Origin of the sequence: Pseudomonas sp. UYEF17, from assembly GCF_040546125.1 — a bacterium.
Taxonomy (GTDB): Bacteria; Pseudomonadota; Gammaproteobacteria; order Pseudomonadales; family Pseudomonadaceae; genus Aquipseudomonas; species Aquipseudomonas putida_Z.
The window spans coordinates 181,205-197,443 of the sequence record NZ_JBEPNE010000006.1 but is presented as its reverse complement, the minus strand read 5'-3'; the positions used below and the strand labels follow the sequence as shown (position 1 = coordinate 197,443).

Annotated in this window: 14 protein-coding genes; 3 read left to right on the top strand and 11 right to left on the bottom strand. The window is 60.9% G+C overall.

Going from position 1 to position 16,239, the window contains the following annotated elements; genetic code table 11:
- Nucleotides 1-10: 10 nt before the first annotated feature.
- On the bottom strand, nucleotides 11-967 hold the full coding sequence (locus ABIB24_RS12570) for a sugar ABC transporter substrate-binding protein (RefSeq protein WP_354316530.1): 957 nt from the start codon (nucleotides 965-967) through the stop codon (nucleotides 11-13).
- 406 nt (nucleotides 968-1,373) lie between these two features.
- On the opposite strand from ABIB24_RS12570, the gene ABIB24_RS12565 reads away from it, so the two are divergent.
- Nucleotides 1,374-2,462, top strand: coding sequence for an asparaginase (locus tag ABIB24_RS12565; RefSeq protein ID WP_075044731.1), 1,089 nt, complete (start codon nucleotides 1,374-1,376; stop codon nucleotides 2,460-2,462).
- A gap of 74 nt (nucleotides 2,463-2,536) precedes the next feature.
- Here the strand turns inward: ABIB24_RS12565 and ABIB24_RS12560 are convergent, their stop codons facing one another.
- From ABIB24_RS12560 to ABIB24_RS12540, 5 genes are all read right to left on the bottom strand, one after another.
- Complete coding sequence (locus ABIB24_RS12560; protein WP_354316529.1) at nucleotides 2,537-4,048, bottom strand: CoA-acylating methylmalonate-semialdehyde dehydrogenase; 1,512 nt, start codon at nucleotides 4,046-4,048, stop codon at nucleotides 2,537-2,539.
- Between the two features lie 177 nt (nucleotides 4,049-4,225).
- Nucleotides 4,226-4,576, bottom strand: coding sequence for a cupin domain-containing protein (locus tag ABIB24_RS12555; RefSeq protein ID WP_025338531.1), 351 nt, complete (start codon nucleotides 4,574-4,576; stop codon nucleotides 4,226-4,228).
- A 14-nt stretch (nucleotides 4,577-4,590) separates the two neighbouring features.
- Nucleotides 4,591-5,973 (bottom strand): NAD(P)/FAD-dependent oxidoreductase, encoded by a 1,383-nt coding sequence (locus tag ABIB24_RS12550; protein WP_274120237.1) that lies wholly within the window; start codon nucleotides 5,971-5,973, stop codon nucleotides 4,591-4,593.
- A gap of 454 nt (nucleotides 5,974-6,427) precedes the next feature.
- On the bottom strand, nucleotides 6,428-7,900 hold the full coding sequence (gene cuyB / locus ABIB24_RS12545; protein ID WP_025338529.1) for a cysteate racemase: 1,473 nt from the start codon (nucleotides 7,898-7,900) through the stop codon (nucleotides 6,428-6,430).
- Between the two features lie 11 nt (nucleotides 7,901-7,911).
- Entirely contained in the window at nucleotides 7,912-9,198 is a 1,287-nt protein-coding gene (locus tag ABIB24_RS12540) for a dicarboxylate/amino acid:cation symporter (RefSeq protein WP_025338528.1), read from the bottom strand.
- Between the two features lie 226 nt (nucleotides 9,199-9,424).
- Here ABIB24_RS12540 and ABIB24_RS12535 point away from each other — a divergent pair, with 226 nt between their 5' ends.
- Entirely contained in the window at nucleotides 9,425-10,342 is a 918-nt protein-coding gene (locus ABIB24_RS12535) for a LysR substrate-binding domain-containing protein (protein WP_075044725.1), read from the top strand.
- Nucleotides 10,343-10,426: 84 nt separating this feature from the next.
- Nucleotides 10,427-10,669: a DUF1654 domain-containing protein gene (locus tag ABIB24_RS12530; RefSeq protein WP_075044724.1), complete on the top strand. Its 243-nt coding sequence runs from the start codon at nucleotides 10,427-10,429 to the stop codon at nucleotides 10,667-10,669.
- Nucleotides 10,670-10,683: 14 nt separating this feature from the next.
- Here ABIB24_RS12530 and ABIB24_RS12525 read toward each other — a convergent pair whose 3' ends face one another.
- The 5 genes from ABIB24_RS12525 to ABIB24_RS12505 all read right to left on the bottom strand — a co-directional run bounded on the left by ABIB24_RS12525 (nucleotide 10,684) and on the right by ABIB24_RS12505 (nucleotide 16,081).
- On the bottom strand, nucleotides 10,684-11,109 hold the full coding sequence (locus tag ABIB24_RS12525) for an HD domain-containing protein (RefSeq protein ID WP_003260953.1): 426 nt from the start codon (nucleotides 11,107-11,109) through the stop codon (nucleotides 10,684-10,686).
- Nucleotides 11,110-11,366: 257 nt separating this feature from the next.
- Nucleotides 11,367-11,936, bottom strand: coding sequence for an SPOR domain-containing protein (locus ABIB24_RS12520; protein ID WP_025338525.1), 570 nt, complete (start codon nucleotides 11,934-11,936; stop codon nucleotides 11,367-11,369).
- A gap of 126 nt (nucleotides 11,937-12,062) precedes the next feature.
- Nucleotides 12,063-13,178 carry a glycosyltransferase 61 family protein gene (locus ABIB24_RS12515; protein ID WP_137163527.1) on the bottom strand — a complete coding sequence of 372 codons (1,116 nt, stop codon included), beginning with the start codon at nucleotides 13,176-13,178 and terminating at the stop codon, nucleotides 12,063-12,065.
- A 33-nt stretch (nucleotides 13,179-13,211) separates the two neighbouring features.
- Complete coding sequence (locus tag ABIB24_RS12510; RefSeq protein WP_354316527.1) at nucleotides 13,212-14,354, bottom strand: GNAT family N-acetyltransferase; 1,143 nt, start codon at nucleotides 14,352-14,354, stop codon at nucleotides 13,212-13,214.
- A gap of 356 nt (nucleotides 14,355-14,710) precedes the next feature.
- Nucleotides 14,711-16,081, bottom strand: a complete 1,371-nt coding sequence (locus ABIB24_RS12505; RefSeq protein WP_354316525.1) for an oligosaccharide flippase family protein — start codon at nucleotides 16,079-16,081, stop codon at nucleotides 14,711-14,713.
- Nucleotides 16,082-16,239: the final 158 nt, after the last annotated feature.

The window sequence follows — 16,239 nt, the reverse complement described above, 5'->3', positions numbered from 1 at the left end:
CTGCCAGCGATCAGGGCTTGGTGATGAGTTGGACCGGGGTCTGGATGACGTTGTCGGCATCCACGTCAGGCTTCTCGCCCTTGACCATTTTCAGCGCCGCCTGGATGCCGTACACCGCCTGCTGGCTGGCCGCCTGGTCGAGTGTGGCGAGCACACGGCCATCGGCGAGCATCGGCTTGATGGCGTTGATGTTGTCGTAACCCACCACTTGCACCTGGCCGGCTTTGCCAGCAGCACGCACGGCCGACACGGCGCCCAGGGCCATGCTGTCGTTACCGGCCAGCAGGGCTTTCAGGTCGGGGTATTCGTTGAGCATGGAGGCGGCGACGGCGTTGCCTTTGTCGATTTCCCAATTGCCGCTCTGCACCAAGACGATCTTGATCTGCGCGGCGTCCATGGCGTCCTTGAAGCCAGCGGTACGCTGCTGGGCGTTGGTGGTGGTCGGCACGCCTTCGATGATGCCGACCTGGTCGCCGGCCTTGAGCTTCTGGTTGGCCAGGAAGTCGCCGACCAGGCGCGCGCCCTTGCGGTTGTCGGGGCCTACGAAGGGTACGCTGATGCCTTTGCTCTTGAGCAGTTCAGGGTCCAGGCGGTTGTCGATGTTGATCACCACCACGCCCTGGTCCATGGCCTTCTTCACCGCCGACACCAGCGCCTTGGAGTCGGCCGGGGCAATGACCAGGGCCTTGGCGCCAGCGTTGACCATCTGCTCGACGATGCGGATCTGCTCGCCGGTGTCGGTCTCGTTCTTGATGCCGTTGGCGATCAGCTCGAATTCATCGGCGTGGGCTTTCTGGTAGTCCTTGGCGCCGTCTTCCATGGTGCGGAAGAACTCGTTGGCCAGCGACTTCATGACCAGGGCGACCTTGGGCTTGTCTTCGGCGTGGGCGGCCGAAAACGGCAGGGCCAGGGACAGCGAGGAAATGACCGCGAGGGCCAGCAGACGACCGGGGAACGGCAGTTTCATGGACGATGACTCCGGATCTTGTGTTTTTTGTCGGATCGCAAACGTTTGCGTTGCCTAACTATGGAAACAGGACCGGGGTTTGTCAAATCCGTTTGGCTGTGGGAGGTCAAGTCGAGCCTGGGGCAGTTTATCCGGATTTTTTCCGAAAAGCCGAACGTCTTTTCCTACGTTTGTTCGGAATCTCGAATGACACACCCCCGCATGTGGGAGCGGCCTTGTGTCGCGAAAGGGCCGCAAGGCGGCCCCGGCAATGTGTGTTGTTGCGCCGGGATCCGGGGCCGCTGCGCGCCCCTTTCGCGACACAAGGCCGCTCCCACAAGGCCCGTGCGCACAACTGGTACGAAACCTGCCTTGCACCCTGTGCGACAAAACAACCATCTCATTAGGAAGAGAGAGAACAATAACGATGAATGCCGCACTGAAAACCTTCGCCCCCAGCGCACTCGCCCTGCTGCTGGTGCTGCCAACCACCGTTTCGGCCAAAGAAGCCGAAACCCAGCAGAAGCTGGCCAACGTGGTCATTCTCGCCACCGGCGGCACCATTGCCGGTGCTGGCGCCAGCGCCGCCAACAGCGCCACCTACCAGGCCGCCAAGGTGGGCGTCGACAAGCTGATCGCCGGCGTACCGGAACTGGCCAACGTGGCCAACGTACGCGGCGAGCAGGTCATGCAGATCGCCTCTGAGAGCATCTCCAACGACGACCTGCTCAAGTTGGGCAAACGCGTTGCCGAACTTGCCGAAAGCAAGGACGTGGACGGTATCGTCATCACCCACGGCACCGACACCCTGGAAGAAACCGCCTACTTCCTCAACCTGGTGGAAAAGACCGACAAGCCGATCGTGGTCGTCGGTTCGATGCGCCCGGGCACCGCCATGTCCGCCGACGGCATGCTCAACCTGTACAACGCCGTGGCCGTGGCCAGCGACAAGCAGTCGCGCGGCAAGGGCGTGCTGGTGACCATGAATGACGAGATCCAGTCCGGCCGCGATGTGAGCAAGGCGCTCAACATCAAGACCGAAGCCTTCAAGAGCGCCTGGGGCCCGATGGGCATGGTGGTGGAAGGCAAGTCCTACTGGTTCCGCCTGCCGGCCAAGCGCCACACGGTCAACTCCGAGTTCGACATCAAGCAGATCAGCAGCCTGCCGCAGGTGGACATCGCCTATGGCTATGGCAACGTCACCGACACCGCCTACAAGGCGTTGGCGCAGAATGGTGCCAAGGCACTGATCCATGCCGGTACCGGCAACGGTTCGGTGTCGTCGCGGGTAGTGCCGGCGCTGCAGGAACTGCGCAAGAACGGCGTGCAGATCATTCGCTCGTCGCACGTCAACCAAGGTGGTTTCGTGCTGCGCAACGCCGAACAGCCGGATGACAAGAACGACTGGGTCGTGGCCCATGACCTGAACCCGCAAAAGGCGCGGATCCTGGCGATGGTGGCGATGACCAAGACCCAGGACAGCAAGGAGCTGCAGCGGATCTTCTGGGAGTACTGATCACTAGTACCCCCTGAAATGCAAACAGCCCCGCTGCGTGGGCGGGGCCGTTTGCTGTCAGCTAGCCGAAGGCCTCAGTGGCTGGTCGGCATCGCGAACTCCGCACCTTTGGCGATGGCTTGCGGCCAGCGCTGCATGATGCTCTTCTGCTTGGTGTAGAAGCGCACCCCTTCCTCACCGTAGGCATGCATGTCGCCGAACAGGCTCTTCTTCCAGCCACCAAAGCCATGCCAGGCCATCGGCACCGGGATCGGCACGTTGATACCGACCATGCCCACCTGGATACGGCGGCCGAACTCGCGGGCGATGTGGCCGTCGCGGGTGTACAGGCTCACGCCATTGCCAAACTCGTGGGCGTTGATCAGGTCGACCGCTTCGGCAAAGTCCTTCACCCGCAGGCAGGCCAGTACCGGGCCGAAGATCTCTTCCTTGTAGATGCGCATGTCCGGGGTGACGTTGTCGAACAGCGTGCCGCCCAGCCAGAAACCGTCACCACAACCTTTGCCAGCCGCCTGGCCGTTGAAGTTGCGGCCATCGACCAGCAGCTTCGCGCCCTCCTTCACGCCTTGCTCGATGTAGCCGGTAATGCGCTCCAGCGCCGCGCGGGTGATGATCGGGCCCATCTCGGCTTCGAGGTTGGTACCGTTCAGCACTTTCAGCTCGCGGGTACGCTCGATCAGCTTGGGCATGACCTTCTCGGCAGTATCGTCACCGACAAACACCGCCACGCTGATCGCCATGCAACGCTCGCCAGCCGAGCCATAGGCGGCACCGATCAGCGCATCGACCACCTGATCGATGTCGGCGTCGGGCATCACCACCAGGTGGTTCTTAGCCCCGCCCAGCGCCTGCACGCGCTTGCCGTGGCGGGCACCGGTTTCGTAGATGTGGTTGGCGATCGGCGTGGAGCCGACGAACGACACCGCCTGCACATCCGGGTGCTCGATCAGCGCGTTGACCGCGTCCTTGTCGCCCTGCACCACGTTGAACACGCCGTCCGGCAGGCCGGCCTGCTTCAGCAGCTCGGCGATGAACAGGCTCGGGCTCGGGTCCAGCGGGCTGGGCTTGAGCACGAAGGTGTTGCCGGTGGCCAGGGCGACCGGGAACATCCACATCGGCACCATCACCGGGAAGTTGAACGGGGTGATGCCGGTGACCACGCCCAGCGGCTGGCGCAGGGTCCAGTTGTCGATGTTGGTGCTGACCTGGTCGGTGAAGTCGGTTTTCAGCAGCTGCGGTGCGCCGCAGGCGAACTCGACGATCTCGATGCCGCGCATCACCTCGCCCTGGGCATCGGTGAACACCTTGCCGTGCTCGGCGGTAATCATGCGGGCCAGGTCGTCGCGGTGCTCGTTGAGCAACGCCAGGAACTTGTTCAGCACCCGCGAACGGCGCAGTGGCGAGAGGTTGCTCCAGGCCGGGAAAGCGGCCTTGGCCGACGCGACAGCGGCGTCCACGTCCTTTTGCGCAGACAGCTGCACCTGGCCGGTGACCACGCCGGTGGCCGGGTTGTAGACCGGCAGTTGCTGGCCGCTGGTGGTCTCGGCCTGAGCGCCGGAGATCCAGTTCATGATGGTTTGGGTCATTGTATTTTTCCCGTAATTCATTGGTAGAGCGCCTGCCCCTGTGGGAGCGGGCGTGCCCGCGAATCAGGCACCGCGGTGGATGGCACGGGCTTCGCCCGTGTTCGCGGGCAAGCCCGCTCCCACAGGGATCGCGCCAGCTTTCAAATGCCGAGCAAGGTACAAAGGGCCAGTGTTGCGTCAGTAGATGGCATAGACCTTGCGCACGGTTTCCAGCACGTCCCAGCGGCCGGTCCAGCCTGGCGGCAGGATGATCAGGTCGCCGCCGGTCACTTCCACCACCTCCCGGGTGCTGTCGTCGGTGAGCAGCGCCTTGCCGGAGATGATGTAGGTGAACTCGGTGTCAGGGCGGTCGACCACCGGCCAGCCACCCGGCTGGCACTCCCACACACCAAGGTTGCCGACCGCTTCCGGGGCCTGCTTGCTGATGGCGATCTGCGGGTCCCCCTTGTCGGCGCCGGCACGCTGACCGGCAGGGTTCAGTGGCAGTGCCTTGATATCGGCGTGCTTGATGATGGTGAACGAAGGCATGGGGTTTCTCCTTGTCAATGGGCGCCGGTGAGCTTTTCCAGCAGCATCGCGGTACGTGAAGGTTTGTGGGTGTAGCGCTCCTCCAGATCACTGAGCGACGCGGCAGCCAGGCCGCTGTTGATGCCGAACCAGCGCAGCGGTTCTGGCTCCCAGGATGGCGAGCGGTGGTTGACCAGGGGCAGCGTGTTGATGTCTTCATCACGCTCGAGAATCAGGTTGCGCAGAATGCGCCCGGCCAGGTTGCTGGTGGCCACGCCATCACCGACGTAGTTGCCGGCCCAGGCCATGCGCTGGTTGCGGTCGATACTGACGGTCGGGCACCAGTCGCGGGAAACACCCAGCGCGCCACCCCAGCGGTGGGTGATGCGGGCGTCGCGCAGGGCCGGGAAGAATTCGAGCAGGGTGTCGTGGATCTTGCCGTGGATACTGTCCACCAGGTCGGCCTGCTCAGGCATGCTCGAGCCCCATTTGTAGGGCGCGCCCCGGCCACCGAACACCAGCCGGCCTTCTGCGGTGACCTGGCCGTATACGCGCAGGTGGCGCATGTCGTTGAACGCCAGGCGGTGGTCGAGGTTTAGCCGGGCCAGCAGCTCTCGTGGCAACGGCTCGGTGGCCAGCACCAGCGAATACAGCGGGATGACGAAACGCGACTTGCCCGGCTGTTGCGACGTGAATGCCTCGGTGGCCCGCACCGTCATGCCGGCACGTACCGAGCCGTGCTCGGTGTGCACCACGCCCGGGGCCATCTGGGTGACCGCCGACTGCTCGTAAATTGTCGCGCCCAGGCTTTCGACCAGCTTGGCCAGGCCACGCACCAGCTTGCCGGGGTGGATGAGCGCGCAGTGTTCGGTGTAGAGGCCGCCAAGGGTGCCTTGGGCACCGGTCCGGGCCTGGGCTTCGGCAGCCTCCAGCACTTGCCACTGGTCAGGCAGTCCGAAGCGCGCCGAGGACTCCACGGCCGCACGCGCCCGCGCCATCTGCGGGGCGCTGCGGGCCAGGGAGAGGAAGCCCTGTTTGGCATAGTCGGCATCGATCTCTTCCAGCGCCAGCACCCGGCCGATCTCGTCGACCGTTGCGTTCATCGCAGCCTGCAGGTGCAAGGCCGCAGGGTGGGAATACAGTTGCTCCACCCGGTGCAGGGAAATCGGGAAGATCGCCGAGGCCCAACCGCCGTTGCGGCCTGAGGCGCCGAAGCCGACGGCGTTCTTTTCCAGCAGCACCACGCGCAGCGACGGGTCGCTCTTGAGCAGGTAGTAGGCGGTCCACAACCCCGTGTACCCGGCACCGACGATCACCACATCGGCATCGGCCACGCCGTCCAGCCGGGCCCGTGGCGCGCTCGGGGCAAACCATAGCGGTTTGTTGGGTAACAGGGACAAATCGGATTTCGCTGACATGCTGGTGGCTTCCCGTTGGCGTTTGCGACTGGTGTAGAGGGCTTCGTCTTGTCAGTAGTGACCAGTGCGTGTTGGCCTGAGGTTATGCGGGGTTGGCGGGGGGTGGTATCGACCATTTTCAATAGACGGAGCCATCAGCCATACAAATGTATGAATGATCATCAGCATTTGCAGTTGCGCGATACCTGTGGGAGCGGGCATGCCCGCGAACACCGGCAAAGCCGGTGCCATCCACCGCGTCGCCTGCTTCGCGGGCGCGCCCGCTCCCACAGGGACGGCGCGGGCTTCGAGTTGGCGCTGAACCTGTGGGAGCGGGTTCACCCGCGAAGAGGCCCTCGAGCTCAATCACGGCTGCCGCTTGATTTCAACAAAGCCCAGGTACCCGCCAGACACCCGGCACCGACCCATTGCGGGTGAAACCCACACAGGGAATGTGCAACGTATGAGTATGCTGCTAACTACCTGCCCCCCCAGCCAACGCGACACATCTGCGTGCCAAAATCATGGTGGGGTCCACCAGGGCAACCGTCCTGCCACTCAGCTCATAAGCATCACAGTGGCTGAGCACCAGCGGCAGTTCCGTACAGCCCAGAATCAGCACCGTCGCCCCCACTTCCGAGAGATGCTCGGCCGCAATCAGCAACTGGTCCCGACACAGTCCTTCAGTGAAGCCAGCCTTGATGCCCCGCTCACCGTAAATGGCCTCCATGACCAGCTTCTGGTAATCCGGCGCCGGCACAACAATCTCAAGCCCGGCGCGGCTCGCTGCCTGGTGATAGACCTGGCTGGCGACGGTGCCTGACGTCGCCAGCAGGCCGACTGACTTGTCGCGGCCGTATGTTTGCCTTATCCAGTCGATCGTCTCGGTGAGCATGTTGACGATTGGCACGCGCAGGTGCTCCTGGATGCGTTCAACAAACGCGTGAGCGGTATTGCACGGGATTGCAATTGCGTTGGCACCGGCGCTTTCCAGGCGCTTGCAGGTCGCGTACATGGCCATCGTCGGGTCGGTTTCATCATTCAGCAGGCTGGCCGTGCGGTCCGGAATTTGCGGGTTCTGCTCGACCACCATCTTGATATGGTCCTGATCCCGGCCCGCAGGCGTACCGGCAACCACCTTGCCCATGAAATCCACCGTCGCTGCAGGGCCGACACCACCCACGATACCCAGCTTGAAAGGCAGTTCACGGGGCGCACTTGAGCCTTGGGTCGCGAACGTGGCGTAGAGCTCATTGATATCCAGTGCGGCAACGCCCCGGCGCTGCAGGTCGGCGCACACCAGCGAAAGCTCGGTCATACCCGGCACGACCAAGGTGGCACCCTGTGCCTGCACTGACAGGCATGCCTGGTACACGGACTCCAGAGGCATGCCATTCAGGTGCCCATCCTTGATGCCGTTGACGCCATACATGGCCTCCATCAGCGCGACCTGCGCTTGCGCGTCGGGGTAGACCACATCGTACTGGCGGCCCAACGCTTGTTCGAAGAGCCCGGAATGGCGCACATAATCCGAAGCAAGCACACCGAGTGTACTGCCTGGCTCCGCGACCTGACGGATGTATCGCACCAAGGCTTCCATCATGTCCAGTACCGGAATCCCCAGCTCTTCCTGGATCTGTGCGCGGAACGTCTGGCTGGCAAAGCAAGGCAGCATGATCGCATCCACACCGCTCGCTTCGAATGACCTGCACACCTCGAAAACGTAGAACTTTCGCGAGGTCATGCTTGCGCTTGCGTCCAGAGGCAGCAGCACATCCTTGAAGGGATGTTGCTCGAGCAGGAAATGAAAACGCCCCTGGTCCTCCAGCACCGCCCGCGACTTCACAAGCTTGTAGAAAAGGTCGCCCCCCGCGAGCGAACCAAGCCCGCCGACAATCCCGATCGTGTGGGCAAAAGCTTGTGGACCTGCTGCCTTCTTCGACTTCATGAGCAAACTCCTCAGGCGGCCGATACCGGGCGGTCGAGGGTGGACGCCCCGCTTGCCGCTTCCGGCTCGGTCTGTGGCTCTGATCTGGCGATCACCGCCGTGGCAATGCTGTTGCCCACGACGTTGGTAGCGGTACGCGCCATGTCGAGGAACTGATCGATACCGATGATCAACAGCAGGCCAGCCTCAGGCAGGTTGAACATCGGCAAGGTCGCAGCGACCACCACCACCGACGCCCGCGCCACGCCCGCCATGCCCTTGCTGGTAATCATCAGTGTCAAAAGGATCAACACCTGCTGGGTGAAACTGAGGTCGATGTTGTATGCCTGGGCGATGAACATGATGGCGAACGCCTGGTACATCATCGAACCGTCGAGGTTGAACGAGTAGCCCAACGGCAGGACGAAGCTGGACACGCGTTTCGGCGCACCGAACTTCTCGAGCGCTTCCATCGTTTTCGGGTAGGCCGCCTCGCTGCTGGCCGTGGAGAACGCCAGCAGCACAGGCTCGCGAATCAGTTTGCCGAGCGTGAAAACAGACTTGCCCAGGCACAAGTAACCCGCACCGAACAGCACTGCCCACAGCAGCAGGATGCCCAGGTAGAACTCGACAATGAGCTTGCCATAGTCGACCAGCAGCCCCAGGCCTTGAGTAGTGATTGCCGAAGCGATCGCTGCAAAAACCCCGATCGGTGCAAATGCCATGACATAGTCAGTGATGCGAAACATCACTTTCGCAAGTTCATCGATGCAGTCCACAATCTTTGTATGGCCGGCTCGGTTGACGCCAGCCAGAGCGAAGCCGAAGAACAAAGAGAAGACCACAATTTGAAGTATTTCATTATTAGCCATGGCCTCGGCAATACTGCGAGGGAATACATGACTGATAAATACCTTGAGGCTGAAGTCACCCGTATTCACCGGGGCTGTAACGGCATCAGCGTGCTGCGCGACCTGCAAGTTGATGCCAGCGCCTGGTTCGAACAGGTTGACCAGCGCCATGCCGATCGCCAGTGAAATGGCCGAAGCGCAGACGAACCAGGCCATGGCACGAAAGCCGATGCGGCCGACCGAACGCGAATTGCCCATGCTTGCGATCCCGCCGACAAGTGTGGCGAACACCAGCGGCGCAATGATCATTTTGATCAGACGCAGAAAGATGTCCGTCACCATGGAGAAGTAGGCTGCTATCTGCCTGGCGTCCTGTTCGCTGCCTGCGAAATGATGACATGCCCAGCCGACGACTACGCCCAAGGCGATACCTATCGCAATTCGGCGCGGAAGCTTATTGTTTTTCACGATGTTTTCCTCAAGTTATTTTCTATTTTTTCTACTTGGCAGGATTGGAATAAAGACAGGAACAGCCACTCGCTAGGTGAGTGCTGGAGACAAGTTTATCGCCGCGAAAAAACAAGTTGATGAGTAATAGGGCTGACCCTATGCGTTTTCGGAATAGTTTATAGGCATCGCTGTCGAGGCTTGTGCGAACACGCTTACACTGAGCGCCTGGCGAAGGAGATCAGCGATGCAAATCAAGTGGCTGGACGACCTCATGGCGATCGCCGAGTGGAAGAATTTTTCCCGCGCCGCCGAGGTGCGATGCGTTACACAGTCCGCGCTCTCCAGGAGAATCCGCTCGCTCGAAGAGTGGGTGGGTGTCGAACTGGTTGATCGTGCCACCTACCCGGTACAGCTCACGCCCGCCGGCCAGACCTTCTGCGCTGAAGCCCGCCAGGCGCTCGCCGCCTTGATGGCACTTCGCGCCGACCTGAGGGACGTGAAACGGATGCCAGGGCGCTCGATCCAGATCACGGCAGCCCACAGCCTGTCCATGACGTTCTTGCCGAAATGGCTCAGCCAGTTCCAGCAGCAAAACGAGCGCTTCAATGCCCGGGTAGTGGCGGCCAACATCAATGACGCCGTCATCGCCCTTGAAGAAGGCAGCTGCGACCTGATGATTGTCTACCATCATCCGCTTACCCCCATCTCCCTGGACCCTGAGCGCTTCGGTAGCCTGGCACTCGGCCATGATGCATTTATCCCCGTGTGTGCGCCCGACGCGCAGGGCAAGCCGATGTTCCGGCTTTGCGCAGGCAAGAAGCCTATTCCGCACCTGGCGTACACCGCCACGACATTCCTGGGGAAAGTGGCAGACGTCGTCATTCGCAACGCACCTGAAGTCGCCCCTCTGGAACGCTGCTATGAGGCCGATATGGCGATGCTGCTGGTTCGCATGGCTGTCGAGGGCTATGGGGTAGCCTGGCTGCCCCACAGTGCAGTGAATGACGAGCTGGAAAGAGGGTTGCTCGTGCAGGCTGGAGGCGCCGAATGGAGCACGCGCCTGGAGATCCGCTCGTACTGCTCGCTGTTGAATCAGAACCCTACGATGAGAAGCCTGTGGAATACCCTGGATAACGCCGCGCACGGATCGGCCCAGGCTTGAGCACAGTTTTCGTCTGACAAGCTGTTGCGAAATTACTTACAGTGAAATACTGTATGTGCATACAGCAAAAACAAGGAAACACTTGTGTCCAGCACCGCCTCCGCCACCCCGAGCAGCTATGAACAACTGGGTATGCGCATCCAGAAGATCATCAACAGCCCCACTGCCCAGCGCAGCCGCGCGGCGCTGATCTTTCGCCTGGAACAGGAAGCCCCGGAAGACTGGGAAACCCTGCTCGAGGAAATCGCCGAAAACGATAACGTCACCCTCGCCCACCGCGACGATGGCGGTGTGCAGATTTTCTGGACCGTGCCGAAGGAAGACTGACCGCGTATTCAACCTCAGGCCAACGCCTGCAGGTAGGCGCTTGCTTCGCGGTAACGCGCCAGCCGCGCCAGGTCGGTGGGGCCTGGGCAGGGGATGCGCGAAAGGTCGCTGTTGTCGGCCAGGTCGGCCAGCTTGACGGTGCGTGCCAGCGGGTCACCGCCCAGGCGCACCACGAAGTCCTGGTAGGCCTCGCCCTCACGGCGGCTGAGCGCCAGCAAGGCGGCAAGGATTTTCAGCGCGAACCCCTCGCGCGCCAAGTCGGACAGGGTCAGCGGGGTGTCTTCGATCACATCGTGAAGCACCGCGACAATCCGTTGTTCGGTTGTGGAAACCCGCATCATCACGCGTAGCGGGTGGAGGATATAAGCAGCCCCACCCTTGTCGTATTGCCCTTCATGCGCCCTGGCGGCCACGGCAATGGCCCGCTCCAGTGTAGACATGAGGCCCTCCCCGTTCGGCTTCTTCCTGCCAAGCATAGCCAAAACTGTGCGGACAATGTCTAGCGCGCGTTTGACTGTGCCGCGCCGACCTTGCACAAGCGGCCTTGTGGAAGCCGTGTGGGAGCGGCCTTGTGTCGCGAAAGGGCCGCATAGCGGCCCCGGCAATCTGTGCAGGGTTCAAGATTCTGGGGCCGCTGCGCAGCCCTTTCGCGACACAAGGCCGCTCCCACAAAAGGCCGCGCCTGCAGAAACCGGGTTCAGCGCGCTGCGCCGTGCTGGATCACCACCGAATCGGTACCCAGCTTGGCCATCACCTCGGCCTTGCGTGCTTCGGCTTCCTCACGGCTGGGGAACGGCCCCATCAGCACCACCGGCTTGCCGTCGCGGTACTCCACCGAGGACGGGATGCCCTTTTCGATCAGGCGCGCGGTCATGTCGCTGAGCGCGCCCATGTTGGCGCCCTGGATCACTTCCACATCCCAGCCTTGCGGGGCCGGCTGGCCAGCCAGGGCTTCGGCGCGACGCTGCAGCTCGGCGCCGCCACACATCTCGCGGATGCGCAGGTTGTTGCCGCTGTCGTCGACGATGATTTCGTATTGGCCATCGCGCTTGATCGCCACGTAGCTGCGGTAGGCTTCGTACTGCCCGGCATCATCCTTGCCGCGGACCTGGCCGCAGATGGTGCCCTGGGTGTCGATCCGCACGTTGCCGAACTTGGCGGTCTTGGGGTTGTGCAGGTGTTCGGCCACCTGTTTGTGCACGCCTTCGACCTCGTTCTCACAGCCCGCCAGGGCGAGCACTGCCATTACCACAGCCAGTTTGCGCACGCGTGTACCTCCAGATTCGAAGGCGCGGATTCTAGCACGCCCTCCCCGGGCAAGGACCGCGACCATACGTTACACCGTGCAACCAGTGGCCATGCACCTCAGGCAGTCATGGCATGCCTTGCCTTGTCATGACGGCAGCAGATCCAAGGTCCGTTCGAGCTCATCGAGGTCGATGCGGAAGCCGCTGCCATCAGGTATCCCGACCACAAAGCCGAAATGCTGTTGATCGCGATCAGTCAGGTACTTGTAGAAGCAGACAAAGCGATCAGGTGGCTGCAGCGTCAGCACCGAAGCGCCGGGCGACAGCACATTCATACCGTGGATGAGCTGGCTGCCTTCGACGCCCACCACTACCCTCGCCCCGGCACAGGTTTCCACGATGGTTGCCAGGTCGCACTTCAAAGGGGCAAGGATGCGAAAGCCGCGATGTTTTTGCAGATGTTCGGCGATCTCCAGTTCGTTGTGCAGCAGGCGCGGATCTCCGTCACAGCCCCGCAAGATGAAAACCCCGGGGTGGGACTGGTAATTTACCCGCGACAACAACTTCCGGCCCATGGCGCGGTATCGCTCGGACTGGTTTGTGTTGTGGCTGAAGTCATCGAACAGCACCAACTCTCGAAAAAAGGCCGTGTGCAGCCGAAGCGGATGCATGCCAAGCCATTCTTCGTACTGCGCAGCCTGGGAAAAAAGGGGGAACCTGCCGGAGGGTGCCGTGGTGACCGGCACGCCTTCGTTACGGGCCAAAGCATATGTGACGCAATCCTCGGCCAGCCACGTTCCAAACCAACGGTTGCCGTAACGTGAACAATAAGCGGCCCCACGCTCGACCTCTTGCTCGACGACGATTCGCGGCAACCCGTTGGGCCGGTCAGACAGCCAGAAGCTGGCATTGTTCTTGTACAGTGCGCCATCGATCAGAATGACGTCCTTGATCAGATAGCCCTTGGTAGGGGCCTGTGCGACGCTGCCCAGCCCCTCCATGGTCCGCCGCGGATGCTCGAAAGGAAAGAAACGTTTCGCTTCCCAGCCGGTCACTCGCTCCAACTGATTCGGCAGAAAGAAAGCGGGAGGCGCTGGGGTGACCTCGGCCGGGGCGATATCCCAGGTCCTGACCGCAAGGTTCTTCAGGTTCTCCGACGGCTTTCGTACCAGCCGCTTTCTTGCGAGGTACTTGTATGCGGCCAAGCTCCAGCTTTTATGGTCGGATCCCTTCGTGTCTACATCCGAAATGTCGTTCATCATGCAGCGCTCTCATTGAAAGGCTATCTTTCACGCTCAGTTGCACACTACTTTTTCCAGAATGGGAGGGGACTGGAAGTGAGCATATCGATCGCGCAAGTTCTCCAGCAGCAGTTCGCCAGGCGCTTTCGCACAGTAAATGTATATCTTGAATAATCCACCGAAGACCATTTCACGATAGCGGTCGACAACTTCCTCGTCACTTGCCCCATCCGGCAAACCCAGATGCAGTGTGAGCCTGCTGTTCTCGACGGCAAATAACGGGAATTCCCAGAGAAACTTGGCGATGCCGGTCTTCGGCAGCCGGACGAACATATAAGCCTGGTTGCCCAAGGTATCCACATCACCGCCGCGCCGGCGCTTCCATTTCAAAAGACCATCGTCCGGACGTGCCAGACATTGGCCGATATCGTAATAATCGAAACCCTGCTCGATGGCCCATTCCAGGGCCATGAAGGTAGTGATCGAGTTGACCTCGCGCAGTCGTTTTGGGTCATTGAAGACGGCCTCCGGGTAGCCAAAGCGAAGCGTGCTCCAATAGCGCTTGCCGGCCCGGGTTATTACACAACCGAAATGACAGGCTACAACCTCCTCGCCTTTCATCACGAGGTCGAGCCGGCCAACGGTCTGGGCGATGCGCAACACTTCCTGGGAGTCGAATTGTTTGGCATGCAGGCCATGCCGCGCCTGGGCATATGGCTGCAACATTTCCCGGTCGGCCTTGCCAATCTCCTCGTCCGTCAGCACCTGCTGCATGCGGTACAGTGGCCGACACTTGCGGATGTTGCGGCGCAGTTCACCGTCGTAGCGGGCGATGATCTCTTCCAGCGGACGCCCCAGGGGGATGATGGCACTCAGGTAATGGGGCACGTACAGGGCACCTGCACTGGGCATCTCGCTGATCAACACCCTATGGGGCACGGCGCCAGGCTGTTGCGTGCCATCGCCGGATTTGGTGTCGGCCTCGGGTTTACCGCCGATGAGCAGCTTGGCCATCTCCTTGCGGCTCTTTCGACCCACATATAAGACTTCGTAGTCGTTACTTGTCTGCAGACGAAACCTGGTAATTTCCCAGCGCCACAAACACGCGCGCCCCATTATATCCTGGGCCCAAGTCAAGAACTTTCTTATTTCGAAGCGCATCGACGGCGTTATGAGCTTTCGTATGTGCTCTCTCATTTCATGTCCTTGAAGCTTATCCAGTTAACAGGTAATAAGCGCTGCCAAATAAACACGCAATAACCTTTGGCAGTTAAACGCCTCAGGCTGCCATATACCAAAAGATTAAAGATCTGCGAAAAAGATCTGTCAAGACACGCTTAACCATTGATTATTCAATGATTAGCCAGTGGAAACTGTATGTTTTATGGCGCCATTTTTTCTACTTGTGAATATGGCGAAAGATAACAACGGCATACCTGACCGTGCGGCCTCAGGGGCCGCCTGATGCAGCCTCCCCTCCCAGGCGCTGGAACCTTTCGCGGCCCATGTGTCTACCGACCACACGCTCACCTGCCTGCGCCTTCACGGCCCAATCAGGTGAACAGGCTGGTTATCATTTCACCGAAAAAGACGCCGATCAGCAGGGCAGGCAGTACTACAACCTCGCGCTTGAGGTCCAGCAGACCCAGTTTGCGGTTGACAGGAAAAATCAGGAAAAGCGTGAAGAAGGTATGCAGCGCCACACCCCAGATGGCATAGCTCACGCCACCGATGGCCATGAGGACCGGCAGCAGGATAAACAGCGAAACGACCCGGATGATGTTGTCCATCGCCACGTATTTGGTCAGCCCCAGGGCCAACCAGAGCTGGTGTGCCAGCGTGAAGCGCAAGGTGAAAAGAGAGAGCGAGAGAATGGCCATGGTATTGCCGGCGCCGGCATAACGGTCGTCGTACAGCCAACTGATCAACAGCGGGCTGGCAGTCAGCAAAAAACCGCAAGCGAACAGCGAGGTCAGGTCGAACAGCACCCTGGAACGGTAGTAAAGGCTGCGCACCCGCTCGTTGTCGCCACTTCTCGTTGCCTCACTGAAGGCCGGCAAGGCGACTGCCCCCGCCAGCCGCAGCAGGACCGACTGAATGGCCCCGAGGATGGCGACAGCGATGGAATAGACCCCTAGTTCCGCGACCGACATACTTCCACCGAACCAGATCCGGTCACCCTGCATCGCCAGCACCCCTACGGAGGATGACAACAAGATCCAGCGCCCGTAATCGAACACCTCGCGCAGCGCGGCGGGGTCCCATCGCAGGCGGTTGCGCGGCCCCTGGAAGACCAGGTGACTGAGTACGGTGAAAACCAGTGTGCTCAGCAGCCCCGCCGCCACCAATGACCAGATGGAGCGGGTGAGATAGCCTGCCACGAGCATCACGATCAAACCGACAAACTGTGCAATCAGTTCGGCGATCACCACCTTCTTCTGCTGGAAGACACGAATGGCCACATCGACCTTGGGCGACTGGAAGCCATAGATGATCGCGGCGAACCCAGACAAAGCCAGCACCATCGGTAGCTCTGGAGCGGCGTAGGTGGAATGGGCCGGCCACAGTTCGATGTACTGCGTGAATTTTGCCCCAAGGGCCAATAGCAACGTCAGAAGGAACAGCACAAACCCACGGATGATTTGCACCGTCCACACGGTATCGAGAAACAGCGGTTCGTCGCCGCGCGAGCTCTGAATGACGTTCGGCCGCAGCCCAACATCGGAAAGCAGTTGCAGCACCACTGCAACAGTGGTGGCAATGGCCATCACGCCGAACATTTCCGGCACGAGCAAGCGGGTGATAACCAGATTGCCGCCCAGCCGCATGACCTGGGAAGCAAAGACAGCGAGAAGGTTCAACGCACTGGCCAACATGGCTCGTTTGCGCAGGCTCAACGGAAGCGACACATCAATCGAAGGCATAGCCGCATCTCTGACCCCATCGCTAGAGACTCACTATAGTCGCAATTCGCTATGCGGTTATCCGACGAGGCTGTAGCGCGTGAAGTCGCCCTTCGTTGGGCACGACAAAAACAAAAGGGCGACCCCTTGGGGTCGCCCTTTTGATGCCCGGAAACCGG